The sequence below is a fragment of the Pseudomonas sp. GW821-FHT09D08 genome (assembly GCF_059416305.1).
This window is the reverse complement of sequence record NZ_JBWKOX010000001.1, coordinates 223,950-243,942: the sequence shown is the minus strand read 5'-3', so window position 1 is coordinate 243,942 and position 19,993 is coordinate 223,950. Positions and strand designations below refer to the sequence as shown.

General features: G+C 63.9%; 14 protein-coding genes. All 14 read right to left on the bottom strand.

Annotation, left to right across the window (positions count from 1 at the left end; all coding sequences use genetic code 11):
• The 14 genes from AC07OP_RS00960 to AC07OP_RS00895 all read right to left on the bottom strand — a co-directional run bounded on the left by AC07OP_RS00960 (nucleotide 1) and on the right by AC07OP_RS00895 (nucleotide 19,974).
• The gene (locus AC07OP_RS00960; protein ID WP_495101518.1) at nucleotides 1-2,544 is read right to left on the bottom strand and encodes an autotransporter family protein; all 2,544 of its coding nucleotides are present in this window, start codon (nucleotides 2,542-2,544) and stop codon (nucleotides 1-3) included.
• Nucleotides 2,545-2,789: 245 nt separating this feature from the next.
• Nucleotides 2,790-3,551 (bottom strand): PIG-L deacetylase family protein, encoded by a 762-nt coding sequence (locus AC07OP_RS00955; protein WP_065941701.1) that lies wholly within the window; start codon nucleotides 3,549-3,551, stop codon nucleotides 2,790-2,792.
• A gap of 177 nt (nucleotides 3,552-3,728) precedes the next feature.
• Nucleotides 3,729-4,388: a glycosyltransferase family 2 protein gene (locus AC07OP_RS00950; RefSeq protein WP_141157623.1), complete on the bottom strand. Its 660-nt coding sequence runs from the start codon at nucleotides 4,386-4,388 to the stop codon at nucleotides 3,729-3,731.
• On the bottom strand, nucleotides 4,385-4,984 hold the full coding sequence (locus AC07OP_RS00945; protein WP_495101517.1) for an SAM-dependent methyltransferase: 600 nt from the start codon (nucleotides 4,982-4,984) through the stop codon (nucleotides 4,385-4,387). The genes AC07OP_RS00950 and AC07OP_RS00945 overlap by 4 nt, the downstream gene beginning before the upstream one ends.
• Nucleotides 4,981-5,739 carry a PIG-L deacetylase family protein gene (locus AC07OP_RS00940; RefSeq protein WP_141157625.1) on the bottom strand — a complete coding sequence of 253 codons (759 nt, stop codon included), beginning with the start codon at nucleotides 5,737-5,739 and terminating at the stop codon, nucleotides 4,981-4,983. The genes AC07OP_RS00945 and AC07OP_RS00940 overlap by 4 nt, the downstream gene beginning before the upstream one ends.
• Nucleotides 5,736-6,734 (bottom strand): acyl-CoA dehydrogenase family protein, encoded by a 999-nt coding sequence (locus tag AC07OP_RS00935; protein ID WP_495101516.1) that lies wholly within the window; start codon nucleotides 6,732-6,734, stop codon nucleotides 5,736-5,738. Before AC07OP_RS00935 ends, AC07OP_RS00940 begins: the two co-directional genes overlap by 4 nt.
• A gap of 1 nt (nucleotide 6,735) precedes the next feature.
• A complete protein-coding gene (gene glgX / locus AC07OP_RS00930; protein WP_098479386.1) occupies nucleotides 6,736-8,895 on the bottom strand; it encodes a glycogen debranching protein GlgX in 2,160 nt (719 codons plus the stop codon).
• A gap of 130 nt (nucleotides 8,896-9,025) precedes the next feature.
• The gene (locus AC07OP_RS00925) at nucleotides 9,026-9,295 is read right to left on the bottom strand and encodes a DUF2934 domain-containing protein (RefSeq protein ID WP_065941695.1); all 270 of its coding nucleotides are present in this window, start codon (nucleotides 9,293-9,295) and stop codon (nucleotides 9,026-9,028) included.
• 24 nt (nucleotides 9,296-9,319) lie between these two features.
• Nucleotides 9,320-12,070: a malto-oligosyltrehalose synthase gene (locus AC07OP_RS00920; RefSeq protein WP_495101515.1), complete on the bottom strand. Its 2,751-nt coding sequence runs from the start codon at nucleotides 12,068-12,070 to the stop codon at nucleotides 9,320-9,322.
• Complete coding sequence (malQ, locus tag AC07OP_RS00915; RefSeq protein ID WP_495101514.1) at nucleotides 12,067-14,151, bottom strand: 4-alpha-glucanotransferase; 2,085 nt, start codon at nucleotides 14,149-14,151, stop codon at nucleotides 12,067-12,069. Before malQ ends, AC07OP_RS00920 begins: the two co-directional genes overlap by 4 nt.
• Complete coding sequence (gene treZ, locus AC07OP_RS00910) at nucleotides 14,148-15,893, bottom strand: malto-oligosyltrehalose trehalohydrolase (RefSeq protein ID WP_495101513.1); 1,746 nt, start codon at nucleotides 15,891-15,893, stop codon at nucleotides 14,148-14,150. The genes malQ and treZ overlap by 4 nt, the downstream gene beginning before the upstream one ends.
• Before the next feature lie 19 nt (nucleotides 15,894-15,912).
• The gene (gene glgA, locus AC07OP_RS00905) at nucleotides 15,913-17,469 is read right to left on the bottom strand and encodes a glycogen synthase GlgA (RefSeq protein WP_115487426.1); all 1,557 of its coding nucleotides are present in this window, start codon (nucleotides 17,467-17,469) and stop codon (nucleotides 15,913-15,915) included.
• Between the two features lie 523 nt (nucleotides 17,470-17,992).
• Nucleotides 17,993-18,946 carry a D-2-hydroxyacid dehydrogenase family protein gene (locus AC07OP_RS00900; protein WP_495101512.1) on the bottom strand — a complete coding sequence of 318 codons (954 nt, stop codon included), beginning with the start codon at nucleotides 18,944-18,946 and terminating at the stop codon, nucleotides 17,993-17,995.
• A 26-nt stretch (nucleotides 18,947-18,972) separates the two neighbouring features.
• A complete protein-coding gene (locus tag AC07OP_RS00895) occupies nucleotides 18,973-19,974 on the bottom strand; it encodes an alpha/beta fold hydrolase (protein ID WP_027606737.1) in 1,002 nt (333 codons plus the stop codon).
• Between the last annotated feature and the right edge of the window lie 19 nt (nucleotides 19,975-19,993).

Genomic DNA, 19,993 nt, shown 5'->3' with positions numbered 1-19,993 from the left:
TCAGAACTCCATTCTCAGGCCAATCGTGCCCTGGCGGCCGTTGGAGGTGTTGCTGTCCAGGTTGCGGTTGTAGCCCACCTCGCCGTACAGGCTGATGCCCGTGGCCACCTTCAGCGTGGCGCCGGCGCTCAAGTCCAGGGTGGTGGACTTCTGCTCGGTGTCGATCGCTGTCACATCGTTGAAGGTGACGGTGTTCTGCCCGGCACTGGTGTGCCAGACATTCGCCCGTACGTAGGGTTGAAGCGGCATGCTGCGGACCTGATAGTCACCGCGCAGGCGTACACCCAGACGGCTGGTGACGGTGGTGTCGGCGTCATAGGAAACGTCGGAGATCCCGTCGTTTTGCTTATCCAGTCTGGTCTTGCCGACGATCAGTTGCGCCTGGGGTTCAACCACCCAGTTACCCATCCCGGCAAACGGCCAGCCGACTTCGGCGGACGCCGTGACATTGTGCCCTCGGGTGTCCATCTTCACGCCACGATCCGACTCGTTATTGCCGTCGAAGCGGGTGCCCATCAATACCAGATCGAGGTAGGCCTGGTTGGCGCCGATCAGCGTCCAGTAGACCCCCAGGCTGTCGCCGCGCAAGGTGGTCTTGCCGGCGTCCTTGCCCTGCCAGCCGTCGTTGAAGCCTTTGACGTTGCCCTTGAGGGTGCTGTGGCCGACAAAGAACCCGCTGCGTTGGGTCAGGCCATTGTCGTAGGTGCTGGCGTACAGGTCTGTACCCACCTGGAAGCCGGTCACCGAACTGTCGAGCGATGGGCTGACCGTCCCGGTGAAGCTTTGGCGCGTGCTGTTGCCGTAGGTCCGCCCCCAGCCCGAAGTGAATGGGCCGGTGTGCAACTGCTGGCTTTGGTCACCCATACGCTGGTGGAAGGTGCCGAGCATGCCTTGCACGAGTTGCTGTGCGGCTGGAAACAACGCGGCGTAGATCGGCACTTCCGGACGGTAAATGGGGATCGGTTTTATGTCTGGATTGGGCGGCAGCGGTGGTTCACCGGGAACGGGCACCGGTAACGGCACGATAATCACCGGGTCAGGCGGCACCACGGGGATCGTCGAGCGCAGGTAGTAGTTTTCTGCCGTGCCAGCCGTCACGCCGCCCTTGAACAAGTAGTAGTTATACGCACCGGCGGATACCGGGCCGGCCAACGTAAACGCGTTGCCACTGCCAGACGCGCCGTTGAGGGCCTGCACCACCTGGATGCCGTCCTGCAGGGTGGCCGCACCCGCGCCGCCGAGGTTGGTGACACTGATGGCCGTGGTCCCGGCGAGGGTGCCCTGGTTGATGATCAGTTTGTCGCTGGGGGAATCGTCCGCACCCAAGGCGCTTTGCAGCGCAAGCCGCCCGTTGTCGCCGGTGTAATTGCCATTGATGGTCAAGGTGTCGCTGGTCCGGGTGTTGTCGGTGGTCATGTTGAGGGTGCCACTGTTGGTGACGTTCACCCGTTGCCCGGCCGTAAACGAGTCGATCACTCCGGTTCTGATCAACAGTTCACTGGTTCCGTCGATGGTCAGGCTACCGGTACCGGTGGCGCTGTCACCCAGTTTCAGCGTTCCGCCCAGGGTCAGCTGCGACTGGTTGTCCAGGCGGATGTTTTCCCAATTGGGAAACAGGCCTGGATCGCCGGCCTTGGTATTGTCCAGTGTGAGCGTGTCGATACCCAGGCCACCGTCGATCAACTGCGCCGCGGCCAGTTGGGTGTTGACCAGGTTTTGCAGCACCGCCGTGTCGTCACCGGCGCCCAGCAGTACGAACGAATGCAGGTTGCCACCAGTCCATTCGAAGTCATCGTTGCCAAAGCTGAGGAGTATCTGGCCGTTGACGTCGCCACCGGACACCGCCACGTGATCGTTGCCCCCGCTGACACTGATGTTGCCGCCGACAAAGGCCGTGCCCGAGATCAGGATGGTGTCGTTGCCGAAGCCGGTCACCAGGTTGCCGATGATGCTGCCACCCACCATATCGAACAGGTTGTTGTCGAGCTTCATGTCGACCCGGCCAATGCGGCCGCCGCTCATCCTGGCCCGGTCGCCATCCTCGAAGGCTCCGGTTATGGTGCCGCCACTCATGTTGAAGTCGTCCAGGCCATCGCCCTGGGCCAGTGAGGCAATGGTGCCGCCGCTCTGGGCGTAGCTGTCAACGCCTGCGCCCTGGCTGACGGCGCCGGCCTGGCCGCCGCTGATCTGCGCCACATCCGCCCCCGAGCCCTGGCTGACGCTGCCGGTGATGCTGCCCAGGTTGAGCCGGAAAATATTACTGCCATCGCCCTGGTTGAGGTTGCCGTCGATCCCGGCGCTCGGCCCGTTCACATCCACCAGATCGTTGCCGGCGCCGTAGGTGACATTCCCGGTAATCCGCCCCGTGGCGCTGAGGTTCAGGGTGTTGTTGCCCGCGTTGTCGGTAAAGCCCGGTGCCGTGCCGCTGTCGCAGGAAGAAAGGTCATCGCCGGCGGTGTTGCTGATGGTGCACGCCCCGTAAGACGCGGGCGTCAACGTCGCCAAGGCAATCAGGTACAGCAGGGTCAGAGTCCGTGAGCGCATGATCCATCCTCGTGCGAGGGGAAAGTTGCCCCGGCACCGGCAAAGGCCGGTGCCGGCCAGACCATGACAACGTGACGCGATACGGATCAGGGACGACGGGTTACCTGTTCGAAAACACCGGCCAATGCAAGGGGTTGGCATGGCTTTCTCGACTGCACCTCAAGCTGTGCAGCGCTTTTTGCACCATAGCCACCCATCCTGCGGGCCGCCACTGTCAGAAATAACAGGTATAGACGAGTGGAGGATTACGCAAACACAATCTCGTAAGGCTCGCGCATACGCTCCAGCAGCACTTGGGCCAATATGGGCGCCAGGCCGATCTGCGGATCGCCCGCCAACTGGCTGGCATACGCATGGACGGCGTGGAGCTTGCGCGCCACGGTCCAGGTGTCCAGGCGTACCTTGCGCGCCCGTTGCCAGGGGATCGTCGCACCCTCGCGGGCGGGGCAGTGCCAGGCCCAGATCGGCAGTTCATAGAGTTGCGCGCCCACCAGGCTGCAGGCGTTGGCGCTGGCACGGCCGACGGCCTCATGGTCGTCATTGCCGTCGTTGCGCCAGGTGGAAAACACCACGTCGCCCGGTTGCAGGTAGCGCGCGATGAATTGGCTCAGTTGCGGCTCGCGAGCGGCGAGGGCGTTGTCGCAGAAACCGCCGCGAATCCACTTCAGGCTGTGCAAGGGCATGCCCAGGCGGCGCAGCGCCTCGGCGCTTTCCTGGGGCCGCACCACACTTAGGCGGCTGGCCGGCCATACGTGGGAACCCGGGTGGCTGGCACTGCCGTCCGTGATGGAGATCATTTGCAGGGGGTGTTCCAGGGTGCTGAGCAATTGCAGTAGACCGCCGCAGGCCACCACCTCGTCGCCGGGATGCGGCGCGATGATCACCACGCGCGCGCCAGCGGGCACCAGGGAGGCGGTAGAGATAGGCGGGATTTGCGCCAACTGCGGTGCGCTGTTCCAGATTTGCGCGGGGCCGCGACGGCCTTCACTGAGGGAGGCAGGCTTCATGGGCGTTACGTCCTTGTCGGTTGATGCTGGGTCGTGCCCCGTTGACGGGACGACTCTATTTATTCACCACAGACTCCGCCGTGGTGTATGCGTGGTAATCCAACCCTGAATTACCAGCAAGGCGTCATCAGCATAGACAAGGATTGGTCGCTTTTACATTTTGCAATGTCGTTTTTTTCAAGACGCGCACATCAGGCTCTTCAAATAATCGCCGAACCCGCCTTGGGCACGGGCCTCCAGGCGCGCGCTGGTGATGACTTGCGGGGCGTGGCTCCAGGCGATGGACGCCCCGCAGCGTTCGAGGTCGCGCACCAGTTGCACATCTTCGTGACAGGCCAGCGGTTCGAACCCTCCGGCGCGCACATAAGCCCCGGCACTGATGCCCAGGTTGGCGCCATGGATATGCCGGTGGCCGTCACGGGCGTGGTACGCCGCCTGGTAACGGATCTGCGCCGCCGGGTCGAACCCTTCGCTCCAGGCGTCGACGGTCACGGTGCCGCACACCGCGTCGGCGCCCAGCGCCAACTGAGCCACCAGCCAATCGGGGGCCACGCGGCTGTCGGCGTCGGTGCATGAGATCCAGCGCGCACCCTGGTTGAGCAGGTGTCGCGCACCCACCCCGCGCACATGGCCCACGTTGCGCGCCTGCACCTCCAGGCGCTGCACCGGGAACCCTTCGGCAATCGCCGCACTGGCGTCGCTGCAACTGTCGAGCAGCACCAGGATCTGCACCGCTTCACCCAGCAGGCCTGGGTGACTGGCAGCCACCAATGCGGCCTCCAGACACTCGCCGAGCAGCGCCTCTTCGTTATGTACCGGGATCAGAATGCCGATCATCGCAGGCCCTCAAGGGTGGCAACCGAAGTGCCGTCACGGCTCCACAGGTCGAGTAGAAAGTCGGGTTCGTGGTGGGTGGCGACCAGGGGCATCCCCAGCCGCTCATGGAGCAGGGCATGCACCTGTTCGGCGGTCTGCGGGCACCCGTCGATCGTCGGGCGCCAGTGGCAGGCCAACACCTGGCCGCTGGCGGTGAGGCTGCCGAGGGCGCGATCGATCAAGCGGCACAGGTCATCGCGGTCGAGGTAGTAGCACAGCTCGCTCAAGACGATCAGATCGAATTCGCCGGTCGGCCATTGCCCAGGCAGGCGGCTCTGCTCCACCTGGGCATGGGCAAAGCCCAGCAAGCGGCTGCGTGCCAGGGCGACGGCGGCCGAGGCGGTGTCGCAACACAAAAGGTGATCACAGCGCGGGGCCAGCTCGAAGCTCAATTCGCCATTGGCGCAACCGGGCTCGAACACCGAGGCGTAGCGCGGCCGGGTCAACAGCGCCAGGGTCAGCGCCCGTTTGCGACGCTCGTACCAGCGTTGGCGAAAGGCCCAGGGGTCGTCGTTACCGTCAAACAGTTGATCGAAATACGGTGTCGCCACACTCATACGAATACCACTTCAAAAGGTTGTAGCAGACGCTCCACCACATAGGGCGCCAGCACCGGCGGCAGGCCGATCTGCGGGTCACCCTCCAGCTGGCTGGCGAACGCATGGATGGCGTGGCGCTTGCGCGCGACGGCTTCACAGGTCAGGGGGATTTTGCGGGCACGGTGCCACGGCACTTGGCTGTTCTCGGGGGACGCCCAGTGCCAGGTCCACACCGGCAGCTCATAGAGGGTCGCACCCACCGCGTGCGCCGCCCTGGCGCTCGCGCGGCCCACGGCCTCATGGTCGCAATGGCCGTCTTCGCGCCAGGTGGTAAACACCACATCCGTGGGCTTGAGGTGGCGCTGGATAAAGGCGCTGAGCTGCTCCTCTCGCGCCGCCACCTGGCTGTCGCTGAAGCCGGCCCGCAACCATTTCAGGCTGTGCAACGGCACACCGAGGCGATGCAGGGCCTGGGCCGACTCCTGGGGGCGCACCACGCTCAAGCGCTCCACCGACCAGTGGGTGGAACCGGGGTGACTGGCGCTGCCATCGGTGACCGAAATCAATTGAATGGGCCGGCCCAACTCGGCCAAGCCCTGCAACAGGCCGCCACAGCCCAGCACCTCGTCATCCGGGTGCGGGGCGATGATCACCGCGCGGTGGCCCTCGGGCACCAATTGTTCGACGCTGATCTGCGGCAGTTCGGCCATCAGCGGCGAGTCCTGCCAGCGCTGCAGGGGCGTGCCCTGGCCGACGATAGGGTTGGGTTTCATAACTGCCACCTCCCTGTGGGTTCGCCGGCGACCAGTTCGCCGAGGCCGGCCAGGTCGCGTTCGGCATGGCTCTGGCGGACATACACCGGCAGGTCCGCCATCAACTGGGCGAAGTGCGGATCCTTGCAGTACGGACCCGCGCCCACGGCTCGACCGACATGCCGCATGACCTGCTCGACGGTGTCCTCGATGCACGCGCGCACCTGCTGGGCCTGGTGCCGGGCATTGGCCCTGGGGTAGCGATCGATCTGTTCAGCGCTGGCCCGCAGCACACAGGCCGCGCTGTTCAAGGCGCTGTCGACCGCGCCCAGGTGGGCGAGGGCGTGGGGCTCCGAGCGCTTGCTACAGTGATCGCGCAACACCTCGGCCAAGCGTTGTGCAGCACCGTACCAGCAGGCGGCGATACCGATGCCGCCTTGCCAGAACCCGGGACGCCCGAGGTAGTCGCCGGGGCCGCCCACGGCAAGGCCATGGGCGCCGTCAAAGACGACCTCGACGCTGCCGGTGGCGGCCATGCCCACGGCATTCCAACCGTCGTGGGTGACCGTGATGCCCGGTTGGTCCATCTGCACCGCCACCAATTGCTGGCCGCCTTGTTCATCCCACGCCGTCAGCAAACCATGGCTGAGCACCGCCGCCCCGGAACACCAGGCTTTACGCCCGTCCAGACGCAGGCGATGGCCCTCGCAGCGCACCTGCACCTTGGCATTCGGCGGTTCTGCGGCCCACATGCCCCACAGACTGCCCAAAGGCGGCGCCGGGCTGCGCAGCTCGGCAATGATGGCCAACGCATCGGTGTGGCCTTCGAACAGCTTGCACAAGCGCAGGTCATGGCCTGCCACCTGTGCCAGGCGGCTGAACCGCCCGAGGGTGTCGCCGCTGCCAGGCAGCGGCAACTGATCGAGGCCTTCCTCCTGAAGTGCCCTCAAGGCCTTGGCCAGGGCCTGCGTGTCCGCATAGCCCTGGAAGCCTTGAAGAAATCCATGCAGTGCCATGTCACACCTCGTCGTCACGCTGCAGTTCGAACAGCAGCAGCGAGCGGCCGGTCACACCGTACTCGTGGTCGAACTCGAAGCGTTCCTGGCCACGTACCGCCGGCTCGTTGGTGTCGAGCATGCAGGTCCAGAACTCACCCTCCGGCACCGGCGGCAGGCGGAAATTGACCACGTCGTGGTGGGCGTTCACCACCAGCAACAAGGTGGCATCGGCACCGGCGCGGCGAATCCCGGTTTCCTGGGCGCGGCCATCCATCAGCATGCCCAGGCAACGGCCGTGGCTGTCTTCCCACTGTTCGGTGGTCATCTCGGTGCCAGCCGGCGACAGCCAGGTGACATCCTTGACGCCGATGTCCTCGTTGTAGTCGCCCACCAGGAAGCGCCCACGACGCAGGATCGGGTAGGCCAGGCGCAGCTTGATCAGGCGCTTGACGAACTTGAGCAACGCCTTGCCGTCCTCGTCCAGGTCCCAGTTGACCCAGCCGATCTCGCTGTCCTGGCAGTAGGCATTGTTGTTGCCGTGCTGGGTCCGCGCGAACTCGTCACCGGCCACGATCATCGGCGTGCCCTGGGCCAGCAGCAGCGTGGCGAAGAAGTTGCGCATCTGGCGCAGGCGCAGTGCGTTGATTTCCGGGTCGTCGGTGGGGCCCTCGACGCCGTGGTTCCAGGACAGGTTGTTATTGCTGCCGTCCTGGTTGTTTTCGTCGTTGGCTTCGTTGTGCTTGTCGTTGTACGACACCAGGTCATGCAGGGTGAAACCGTCATGGGCTGTGATGAAGTTCACCGAACTGTACGGGCGCCGGCCACGGTGGTTGAACATCTCGCCCGAGGCGGTCATGCGCCCGGCGAAGTCCGCCAGTTGGCCGTCATCGCCTTTCCAGAAAGCCCTTACGGTGTCGCGGAAACGGTCGTTCCACTCGACCCAGCCCGGTGGAAAGTTACCTACCTGGTAGCCACCGGGGCCGCAGTCCCAGGGCTCGGCAATCAGTTTGAGCTGGCGCAGCACCGGGTCCTGGCGGCAGGCCACGAGGAAGCTGTGGCGTTCATCGAAGCCATCGCGGTAGCGGCCGAGGATGGTCGCCAGGTCGAAGCGGAAGCCGTCGACGTGCATCTCGTTGGCCCAGTAACGCAGGGAGTCGGTGACCATTTGCAGCACGCACGGATGGCTCAGGTCCAGGGTATTACCGGTGCCCGAATCGTTGATATAGAAGCGCTTGTCGTCCGGCATCAGCCGGTAGTACGAGGCGTTGTCGATGCCGCGCATGGACAGGGTCGGGCCGCGCTCGTTGCCTTCGGCGGTGTGGTTGTAGACCACGTCGAGGATCACTTCCAGCTTCTGCTCGTGCAGGTGCGCAACCATCTCCTTGAACTCGGCGATCTTGCCGCTGGCCAGGTAGCGCGGGTCGGGGGCGAAAAACGCAATGCTGTTGTAGCCCCAGTAGTTGGTCATGCCTTTTTCCAGCAGGTGCTGGTCGTTGACGAAGGCGTGCACCGGCAGCAACTCCACCGAGGAGATGCCCAACTGGCGGATGTGCTTGAGCACATCATCTTCCATCAACCCGGCACAGGTGCCGCGCACGTCTTCGCCCACCGAGGGGTGGCGCATGCTGATGCCGCGCAGGTGGGTTTCGTAGATGATCGTACGGTCCCACGGCACCCGCACCGGCTGGTCGTTGCCCCAGGTGTGCGCCGGGTCGATGACCTTGCACTTGGGCACGAAGGGCGCGCTGTCACGCTCGTCGAAACTGAGGTCGTCGTCCGGGTGGCCGATGGTGTAGCCGAACAGCGCTTCGGACCATTTGAGTTCGCCCACCAGCTGTTTGGCGTAGGGGTCGATCAGCAATTTGTGGTGGTTGAAGCGATGACCATTGGCCGGGTCATACGGCCCGTACACACGGTAGCCGTAGATCAGCCCTGGGTGGGCGTCGGGCAAGTAGCCGTGAAAAATTTCGTCGGTGTATTCGGGCAATTCGATGCGCTCGAGTTCCACTTCGCCGGTGTCGTCGAACAGGCATAGTTCGACTTTCTCGGCGTTGGCCGAGAACAGCGCAAAGTTGACACCCAGGCCATCCCAGGTCGCGCCGAGGGGGAAGGGCAAACCTTCACGAATCCGCGACGGCTCGCTGCCCGGCGTCGAAGGGGTCTTATGGGGTTTGCTCATTGAGTTGCTCCTGCAAGGCTGTTTTTTCGGGCCGAACGCGGCCGTGCTGACGAGTTTTCAGCGGATGATAAGAAGAGTGAAATCACCTTTTGCCGACCGCGCCGGCAAAAGGTCGATGGCGCCGTGCGCGTTAAGCCTTGGGCTTTTTCGGCGCGGGTGGCTTCTTGGCCGCCGGCGGCGCCGGCTTGCTCGCGGCTGGCGCCGCTGGCTTGGCCTTCGCCGCAGGCTTGGGGGCGGTCTTGGGCTTGGCGGCGGGCTTGGGTTTGCTCGGCGTCAGCGCTTCGGCTTCGGCCAGCTTGCGCGCCATCTCCCAGTGGCGAGCGTCTTCCCCGTGGGGTTTGCCTTCAGACTCCCAGATCTGATGCGCCAGTTCGCGTATGCGTTTGTCTTCAGTACTCATCACAATGCTCCTCACAGAAAATTTTCAGCTTTCTTGATCATCAGGATTGATAAAGACATTGACCGGGAAATCCCCCAGGGCAGTGCTGATCAACAGCTCCTTGTCTGGTGTGACTGCGCCTGTATGAAAAAGTCCCTTCCAGTTTTGCGTTGGTGCGGCGAACGGTAATTTCACCCGTGTATCGCCCCAAACCCGCGCATTGATCTGGGGGCGCACACCGTTTTCAAGCAGCTCATGGGACCAGCGTGGCACCACCACCAGCACGCGTTTGCCCTGGTGTTCGCGGCAGAATGCGACCACCCGCTCGGCGTGTTGGCCGACCACTTCCAGCGCTGTATAGCGGCCACTGCGGAACACCTGCGGATGGGCCTTGCGCAAGGCCAGTACCTGGGCAATCAAGGTTTGCTTGATACGCCCGTCCCGCCAGTTGAACAACAGTTCGCCGATATCCGGCGGGGTATTGAGTGCCTGTTGCCGCGCGGTGAAATCCACCGGGCGACGGTTGTCCGGGTCCACCAGGCTGAAGTCCCAGAACTCATCGCCCTGGTACAGGTCCGGCACACCCGGCACGGTAAGGCGAAGCAAGGTTTGCGCCAGCCCATTCAGTGCGCCGGCGGGGGCGATGGCCTGGGCGGCGTTATTGATCGCACTGCGCAGGGGCCGACCTTCCTCCGTGAGCAGCAGGCGGGTAAGAAAAGCCTCGACACCCTGTTCATAGGCCTCATTGGGCGCGCTCCAGCTGCTCTGCAACTTGGCTTCGCGCAGGGCTTTTTGTTGCCACTGCCACAGGCGCTGGTGATAGCCCTCGAAGTCCTCGGCCTGGTCCAGCGGCCAACTGCCCAGCAATACCTGATACAGGATCAGCTCGTCGCCGGCCGACGGTGTGGTCGCGTCGTCGCGCAACGGCGCCGCCAGGGTACGCCAATGCTCCACGTGCTCGACGTACCACGGCGCACACTCGCTGAGCACGGCCAGGCGCGCGCGGGTATCTTCGCCGCGCTTATGGTCATGGGTGGCGGTGGCCAGCAGGTTGTCGGGGAAGGCCTGCAAGCGCTGTTGGTTGATGGCATGAAACTCGGCCAACGGCGCGCTGAACTGCTCGGTGCTGAAGCCCACATCGTTGCGCGACAGCAGCACGGCCGAGCGATAGAACGCGGTGTCTTCCACAGCCTTGGCCGCTGCCGGCGAGGTCAGTTGCTGGAAGCGCACACAGGCATGCTTGAGCATCTTGCGTTCGCGGCCCACCGGGCGATTGCGCCAGGGTTGGCCGCCGAGCCAATTTTCCAGATGCTCGAGCACCGGCCAGTCGCCCTCGCCAAGGGTCGTGCGGGCGCCGTCCATGGCCTGCTGGAACACCTTGTCGTCATCTGCGCTGCGACCACGGGCACTGATATAGGTGCGGTACACCGGGAAGTGCACGATCAGTTCCTGCAATGCGCGACGGATCGCGCCGAGGGTCAGGTCGCGGGTCATCACGTCGTCGCGGGCCACTTGCAACAGGGCCTGGGCCACGCTTTCAAAGTCGCCGCCCAGGGAGCCGTTGAGGATTTGCTGGCGGGCCAGGCGCGCCTCTTCGATAAACGCCGAGGGCCGTTCGCTGTGGCGTGTCCATAACTCGGCCAGCGGCGCAAACCCCTCGGGATGGTGTTGCAGCAGCGACAACTGGTTCATGAATTCGTAGCCGGTGGTGCCGTCCACTTGCCAGTCTTCGCGAAGGGTTTCCCCCTCGCCGAGGATTTTTTCGACGAAGATCGGCAAGTGCCGTTCGGGCGACAGCGAATCCACCCGACGACGCAGCTTGCGGCAGTAACCGCGCGGGTCGGCCAGGCCGTCGATGTGGTCGATGCGCAGGCCATCCACCAGGCCTTGGCTGATCAGTTCGAAGATCTTGCCGTGGGTGGCTTCGAACACCGCCGTGCGCTCCACGCGCAGCCCGCCCAGTTCGTTGACGTCGAAGAAGCGCCGCCAGTTGATATCGTCCGCCGCCGTGCGCCAGCTGGCCAGGCGGTAGGCCTGTTGCTCGAGCAACTGGTGCAGGCGCTTGAAGCCCTCGGGCGTGCGTCCGTCGAACTCGCTCAGTCGGCGTTCGATGAGCTCGAGGACTTCGGTGGCACGCTCGGCCAATGCCTGCTTTAGCCAGGCGGCTTCGGCGTAGGCGTCATCCTGATAGGCCAGGGCGCTGAAACGGTCGGCCAGGGGTTTTAGCAGCTCGTCGGTGCCGAGGATCGCCGCGTAATCCCGTGGGCAGATCGGGAAGCGGTGTTCGTAATGCTCAACATGAAACGCGCCGTGGGCGGCATCGAAATGCAGCGTCAGCGTGCCGCTCTGCAAGGCTTCGCCGTAGTCGCTGCCGAGGAAGGGCATGAGCAATTGGCCCTTGAGCAGCGGATCGGGGGAGTGCCACTGGATATCGAAGAATTCGCTGTAGGGGCTCAGCCGGCCCCATTCCAACAGGTCCAGCCACCAAGGATTGTCAGCGCCGCCCACGGCCATATGATTGGAGACGATATCGAGGATCAGCCCCATATCGTGCTCGCGCAGGGCCGCGACCAGGCGACGCAGGGCCGGTTCGCCTCCCAGCTCGGGGTTAACGCTGGTGGGGTCGACCACATCGTAGCCGTGCATGGAACCGGCACGCGCACTCAGCAAGGGCGAGGCATAGAGATGGCTGATGCCGAGCTGGGCGAAGTAAGGCACCAGTGGCACCGCATCGTCCAGGGTAAAACCTTTGTGGAATTGCAGGCGCTGGGTCGCGCGCAGGGGCAGGGCTTTCATCGGTCACGCTCATAGGCTTGGTTACGCGCGACGGCCAGCAGTTCAAGGCGGCGCGCGGCACCGGCGTTGTCGAGCAGGCTGGAGGCCTCGCCCGGCAGACGGCGGCGCCAATTGGGGTGGGTGTCGGTGGTGCCGGGTAGGTTGGCCTGTTCTTCCAGCCCCAGGGCGTCTTCCAGCGGCAACAGCACCAGCGGCGCTCGGGTGTGGCCGAGGTAGCGCACGCTGGCGTCGATCATATGGTCGGTTTCATTGCGGATCTCATCGACGAAGTTCTGCGGGTCCTGGCTCAAGGCCTGGCGCAGCGCCTGGCGTTCACGCAGGCGGTGTTCGCTCCATTGCTCCACGGTGGGCGCATCGATCAGGCCCAACTGGACGTTCCAGTCGATATCGCGGCTGTGCCACCAACCGTTGAGGGTCGGCAAGTCGTGGGTGCTGGTGGTGGCCAGGGCGTTGTCCGGCCAGTCGAGGATCGGCTTGAACTGGCCATCGTGGCCCTGTTCGAACAACAGCACGCGCATGCCGAGGATCGAGCGGGCGATGAGTTTTTCGCGCAGCCCATCGGGCACTGTGCCGAGGTCTTCACCGAGCACGATCGCCTGGTGGCGGTGGGATTCCAGCGCTAGCAGGCGCAACAGGTCGTCCACCGGGTAATACAGGTAAGCGCCCTCACGCGGCGAGGCGTCCATGGGGATCACCCACAGGCGTTGCAGGCCCATTACATGGTCGATGCGCAAGCCGCCGGCATGGGCGAAGTTGGCCCGCAGCATCTCGATAAACGCGCGGAAACCGTTGCGCTTGAGACCTTCGGGCGAAAACGCGGAAATGCCCCAGCCCTGACCGGCGCGGTTCAGGATGTCGGGTGGTGCGCCCACGGTCAGGTCGGCCAGCAACTCATCCTGGCGGCTCCAGGCCTGGCTGCCACCGCCGTCGGCGCCGACGGCCAGGTCGGCGATCAAGCCCACACCCATGCCGCTGCCCTTGGCGGCTTGTTGGGCGCGCTCCAGGCAACGGGCGATCAGCCATTGGCCGAAGGCGTAGAAGCCGATCTCGGCGTGGTGCTCCTCGGCGAACGCTACCAGCGCCGGGCTTTGCGGCGAGCGCCACTCTTCAGGCCAGTGGCGCCAGTCAAGGTCCTCGCCTGCAGCGGCGCGCACTGCCTGCACGGCTTCGAAGCGACAATGATTTTCCAGCGCCTCGCCACCGGCCTGGCGAAAGCTCAGGAAGTCGGCATGCTGCGGGTGATGGCCGTGACGGAAGTCGTCATACAGAACGCGCAACAGCCGCTGTTTGGCCCGCGCAGCGGCCGGCCAGTCGATCAGGCTGTGCTGTTCCAGCGCGTGCAGCTCTTCTTCCAGGCCAAGGGCTTCAATCGCATTGCGCACTTCACGTTCACCGAGAATGCAGGCAGGCGAGGCGTACAGGCTGTTGAGGAACAGGCGGCTGGACGGCGAGTACGGGCTGTAGCGCTCGGTATCGGCGCTGAACATCGCGTGCATCGGGCTGATCGCCAGGGCATCGGCGCCGCGTTCGGCGGCGGAACGGACCAGGTGTTCCAGGGCCAGGGTGTCGCCGAAACCGCCATCGCCCAAGCGGCGCAGTGAATACAGCTGGGCGCTCAGGCCCCAGGCGCGGGCGGGGCGGTTGTCCACCGCTTCGGCCACGCTGTAGCAATGGGTGGGCGCGACCGCCAGGGTAAAGCTCTGGTTGTCGATCTGCACCTGGTGGTAGCCCAAGGCGATAACCCCGGGCAGCACGGCATCGCCGTCGAGGCGCAGTTCCAGGCTTTCGCCGTCTTCGAGGTTGACCCGGCACAGGGTGTCGGGTTCGAAGTAGCGCGCCAGGTCGAGGCCTTCACCGCTGTCGACGGTCATCAGGGGCGGCAGGTGTTTGTCTTGTTGCACCCGCTCCAATTCAAGCAGGCTGGCGTTGATGTCGGCATCGCTGTCGGCCGGGTGGCCCAGGCCTTTGAGAACCGCGCGCAGGGCGTCGGGTGTCACTCGTTGCGGGCGGCCGTTTGCGTCGATCCAATCGACGGCCAGGCCCGCGCGGCTGGCGAGGATTTCCAGGTTCGCTTCGCTCAAGGGTGCTCTCCAACAGGGGATAAGGTGACGCGGGCGCTGAAGGGCGGCAGTTGCGCACCTTGCAGGGCCGGCGTTTCGAACAGGACCGGCGCGGTGGCCGGGTGATCCAGCGGCGTGGCGCTCAGGTTCAGGTCGATCTGCAACAGGCTGCCGTTGCCCAGGCGCCAGCGCGCACTGACGGCGGCGTAGGCCAGCACCTGCGCGCCCAATGCCACGGCACCAGGCAAGTGCGGCACGATATGGCGATGGCGCAGGCCCAGCAGGTGGCGGTAGAGCTCGGCGTGTGGGGTGTCGGCGATCACCGGGGCCGATTGCGCGAATGTCGACAGCGCGTTGGGATCCGGGATACGTTCACGACGCTCGGGGTCATGGAACGCGGCGAAGTCGGCAAATTCATTGCGTCGGCCTTCGCGTACCGCTTCAGCCAGTTCACCGTGGTGGTCGGTAAAAAACAGGAACGGCTCGCTCGCGTTCGCCTCATCCCCCATGAACATCAGCGGAATCATCGGCGACAACAGCAGCAGGGCGGTTGCAGCCTTGAGCGCCTGGGGCGAGCAGAGCTGGTGCAGGCGTTCGCCCAGGGCGCGGTTGCCGATCTGGTCATGGTTCTGCAGGAATGCGACGAAGGCCGTGGGCGGCAAGTCAGCGCTCGGTTCGCCGCGCTCGTGGCCATGGCGGGTGGTGTGGCCCTGGTAGATGAACCCTTCGCCCAGGCACCGGGCAAGCTTGGCCGTGGGGTCCTGGGCAAAGTCGCTGTAATAGGCATCGGTTTCGCCGGTCAGCAACACGTGCAGCACGTTATGGAAGTCATCATTCCATTGCGCGTCGAAATCCTGCTTGAGCAGGCTGGCCTGGTTCAGCTCGTTTTCCAGGACCAGCCACACCTGCCGACCGGTATCCACCTGCTGGCGTACCCGATGCGCGAGTTCCTGGAGGAAGCCGGGGTTGTCGATGGCGTGCACGGCGTCCAGGCGCAGGCCGTCGAAGCGGTATTCGAGCAGCCACATCAGCGCGTTATCGAGGAAGAAATCCCGCACTTCGCGGCGCTCGAAGTCGATCCCTGCACCCCATGGGGTGTGCACGTCTTCCTGGAAGAAGCCTTTGGCGTACTGGCCCAGGTAATTGCCATCAGGGCCGAAGTGGTTGTAGACCACGTCGAGAATCACGGCGAGGCCGTGCTCGTGGGCGCTGTCGACGAGGTGCTTGAGTTGCTCGGGCGAGCCGTAGGAGGAGTGCGGTGCGTAGGGCAGTACACCGTCATACCCCCAATTGCGCTCACCGGGAAATTGCGCCAGTGGCATCAATTCAATCGCGGTGACGCCCAGCTCGGCCAGGCGTGGCAGGTGCTTTTCGACTTCGGCGTAGCCGCCCATCGCGCCGACGTGCACTTCGTAGATCACCGCTTCGTGCCAGGGGCGGCCTTGCCAGTTGGCGTGACGCCAGGTGTAGGCGAGCGGGTCGACCACCAGGCTCCAGCCATGCACGTCCGAGGCCTGGGCCCGGGACGCGGGGTCGGGAACATCCATTTCCCCATCGATGTTGTAGCGATAGCGCGTGCCCGCCGGGCACTTCACCTCAGTCTCGAACCAGCCATCTGCCTGGGGCAGCATGGCGATGGATTTACCGTTTTCCAATTCAACGCTGACATAAAACGCGTCTGGCGCCCACAAGGCAAAACGCGTGTGTTGCGCGTCCAGCATGATTGCGCCGTGGGGCCAGGTTTCCAAAGTCCGTAACGGCATCTATGAAGACCTCCCTTAATTATTTAGTCGATTTCCCCAAGGCCTTGGCCACCAGTTGTTCATACAGCTCGGCGTAGGGTTCCACCGCCTGGCACCAGTTGAAGGGTTGGGTCATGGCGCGGCTGCGCATGGCGTTGAGCAGGCCTTTATTGGCGAAGACCCGGAACGCACGGCTCAGGGCTTCTTCGTAGCTTTCTACGGTGGATTCATTGAACAGGAAGCCGGTGACGCCATTCTCGATGGTGTCCGCCAGCCCGCCAGTGTTGCGAGCCACGGGCAGCGAGCCGAAGCGCTGGGCATACATCTGGCTCAGGCCGCAGGGCTCGTAGCGCGATGGCATCAGCAGGAAGTCGCTGCCGGCGAACATGCGCCGCGCGTCGGTCTCGTTGAAGCCGATACGCACACCGACCTGGCCCGGGAAGCGCAGCGCCAGTTCACGCATGGCCTGTTCTTCTTCCGGCTCGCCGCGCCCGATAATGGCGATCTGCCCGCCGTTCTCGACGATAAAACTCGCCACCGCTTCGGTGAGGTCGAGGCCTTTCTGGTAGACCAGGCGCGAGACCACCGCGAACAGTGGGCCGGTGGAGTCATGCAGGCCGAACAGCTCGCGCACGTGGTCGGCGTTGATGGCCTTGCCTTCCCAGTCACCGATATTGAAGTTGTGGGTCAGGTGCGTGTCGGTGGAGGTTTCCCAGCTTTCATCGATGCCGTTGGGGATGCCACTGAGCAGGCCTTGCTGAGTCTTGGCGGCGAGGAAACCGTCGAGGCCGCAGCCGAATTCCGGGGTGGTGATTTCCTGGGCGTAGGTCGCACTCACGGTGGTGATATGGCTGGAGTACGCCATGCCGGCCTTGAGGAACGACATCTTGCCGTAGAACTCCATGCCTTCCTGCTGCAGCGCGTGGGGCGGGATACCCAGCTCCGGCGTCGAGGCCAGGCTGACCACGCCTTGATAGGCGAGGTTATGAATGGTGAACAAGGTCGGCGTGCGTGACCCACGCCAGTGCATATAGGCCGGGGCCAGGCCGGCGGGCCAGTCGTGGGCGTGCACCAGGTCCGGGCACCAGTGGATCTGGGCCAGGTTGGCGGCCATGTCGGCGGCAGCCAGGCCCAGGCGGGCGAAGCGAATATGGTTGTCCGGCCAGTCGCGGCCGTTGTTGGCGCCGTAGGGCGTGCCTTCGCGCTCGTAGAGCTCGGGGCAGATCAGCACATAGATGACCAGCCCGTCCTTGAGGTCCATGCGCCCGATCTTGCACGGCGGCAGCGCGGCGTGGCCACCCAGCTCACCGATGATATGGATCGGGTTGTCGCTTTCCATCACCTGCGGGTAACCGGGGATCAGGACGCGCACATCGTGCAAATGGGCCATGGCGCGGGGCAGGGCCGCGGACACGTCGCCCAGGCCACCGGTTTTCACCAGGTCGGCGAACTCGGAGGTGACGAACAATACCTTCTTGCGATTGGGATTATTACTCACGATCGGCCGCACAGTGTTGGGCAGGTCGGCCAATGACGTCGGCCCCTCTACCGCCTTACTAAAACGCTCTCCCTGAGTATCTACAGCGGCACTGATCATAGTTCTCTCCCAATGTTGGTTGGCTAATGGCCCGCTGCCACTAGCTCCGAAGACCGCATCCTGCGGCCAGGCGCACAAGCGCTATACAAGCTGGCAAGGCTTATGCCAGTTGCACGGTCGGCTTAAATAGAGTGGATGGACGGGCATCGGGTGTGAACCGCGTGCACTCGCCTTACCTTAAAACTGGACCTACGGCAGAGTTCGAAAGTTTAGATTTTTTGCGGGGTTTTTGTTTTGGAAGGGACCCATCGGTCATCAGTCTAGGACAGATTCCAGAGCCTGTAGGGTTTGTACGGGAATTTTGTAGGACAAAAAACTTGTAACCATATGCAATTGACGAAGGCGAGAGGTTGTAGTGAGCAGGCTTGCCCTGCGCTGGAGTGTGAAGCGCTCCCAAACAATTTGGCGGCCTGCCACCCCGTTGCCGGTTTTCAGGGCCGCTTCGCGCCCCAGCGCAGGGCAAGCCTGCTCACCACGAAGATTAAGCTCACACCATTAGTGCGGGCCGCACCTTATTGGTGCGTCAGCCCAGCACCCGAATGGGCGCGCCCTCGGCCCAGGCCTGGATATCTTCGATCATCTGCTCATAGAACTGCCGGTAGTTCTGCTCACTCACGTACCCCACATGGGGCGTGGCAAGTACGTTGGGCAAGTGTCGAAACGGGTGATCCACCGGCAGCGGCTCTTCGGCGTACACATCCAGCGCCGCGCCCGCCAGGCGACCAGTGGTCAATGCCTGCACCAGCGCCTGCTCATCCACAATCGGCCCGCGCGCGGTATTCACCAACCGGGCCGTCGGCTTCATCCAACTCAATGCCTCGGCGTCGACCAGGCCACGGCTGCGGTCGCTGAGTACCAAATGAATCGTGAGAATGTCGGCCTGCTCAAACAGCTCGCGCTTGCTGACCCAGGTCGCCCCGGCCTGCACGGCGCGCTCCGGCGTGAGGTTTTCACTCCAGGCAATCACCCGCATGCCGAATACCTGGGCAAACTGCGCGACCCTCTGGCCAATACTGCCCAGGCCGAGAATGCCCAGGGTCTTGCCATGCAGGTCGCCGCCCAGGCCCACCTGCCAGCCACCCGCGCGCAGTGAGTTGGCTTCGGCCAGCAGATTGCGGGTAGACGCCATGATCAGTGCCCAGGTCAGCTCCGGCGCCGCCTGCTTGTAGCTGTCGGTGCCGCACACCTGGATGCCCAGGGCCTTGGCGGCGGCAATATCGATGGCGGCATTGCGCATGCCGCCGGTCACCAACAACTTGAGGTTGGGCAAACCCTGCAACAGCGCTTGGTCGAAGGTCGAGCGTTCGCGCATGACGCAAATGACCGTGAACGCCTTCAAACGCTCAATCATCGTGGCGGTATCGGCCGGATAGTCGTGCAGGAAGTGCACCCGCCCCACGGCCTCCAGCGGCGACCAATCCACCACGCCACGGGCGACATTCTGCCAATCATCAATGACTGCGATCTGTACCGACATGCACGCGTGCCTCGAAAAAAGTTGGATTAAAGGGCGTTCAAGCCCTGCAACAGCGCCTGGTGAAACTTCGCCGGCTCTTCCATCTGCGGCGCATGGCCCAGGCCTGGAAACTCCACCAGTGTGGCGTGGGGAATCAGCTTGGCCACTTGCTTGCCCAATACCGCGTAGTTGCCGATCCTGGCCTTGACCGCCGGCGGCGCAATGTCTTTGCCAATGGCGGTGGTGTCGGCGGTCCCGATCAGCAACAGGGTAGGCATCTGCAGATGCTTGAACTCGTAGTACACCGGTTGGGTGAAGATCATGTCGTAAATCAATGCCGAGTTCCATGCGACCAGCGTATGCCCTGGGCCATTGCTCAGGCCGGCGTACATGTCGACCCAGCGCTCGTACTCCGGCTTCCAGCGTCCGACGTAATAGGTATTGAGTTGGTACTTGCGAATCCCCTCGGCACTGACTTTCTGCTCCCGCGCATACCATTGGTCGACGCTTAGCGTGGGCACGCCCAGGGCTTTCCAGTCTTCCAGGCCGATGGGATTGACCAGCCCGAGCTGCTCGGTCTGCTCGGGGTACATCAGCGCATAACGGGTGGCGAGCATGCCGCCGGTGGAATGGCCGAGCAGCGTGGCCTTCTGAATGCCGAGTTTTTCCAGCAGTTGGTGGGTGTTGAGGGCCAATTGCTGGAAGCTGTACTGGTAGTGGTCGGGCTTGCTGGAACTGCAGAAGCCGATCTGGTCCGGTGCAATCACCCGGTAACCGGCGTCGCTCAAGGCCTTGATCGTGCTTTCCCAGGTGGCGCCGCAAAAGTTCTTGCCATGCATCAGCACTACGCTGCGACCGTTGGGTTGCCCCTTGGCCGGCACGTCCATGTAGCCCATTTGCAGGGATTTACCTTGGGATTGGAATTGGAAATGTTCGAGGGGATAGGGGTATTGGAAGCCTTGCAGCTCAGGGCCATAGCTGGCGGCGAACGCCGGGGCGATGCTGGCCGTCAGCAGGCCGGCGATGCAAAAGGCACGGGATAGAGGCATGGGCGGGGCTCCGAACAGG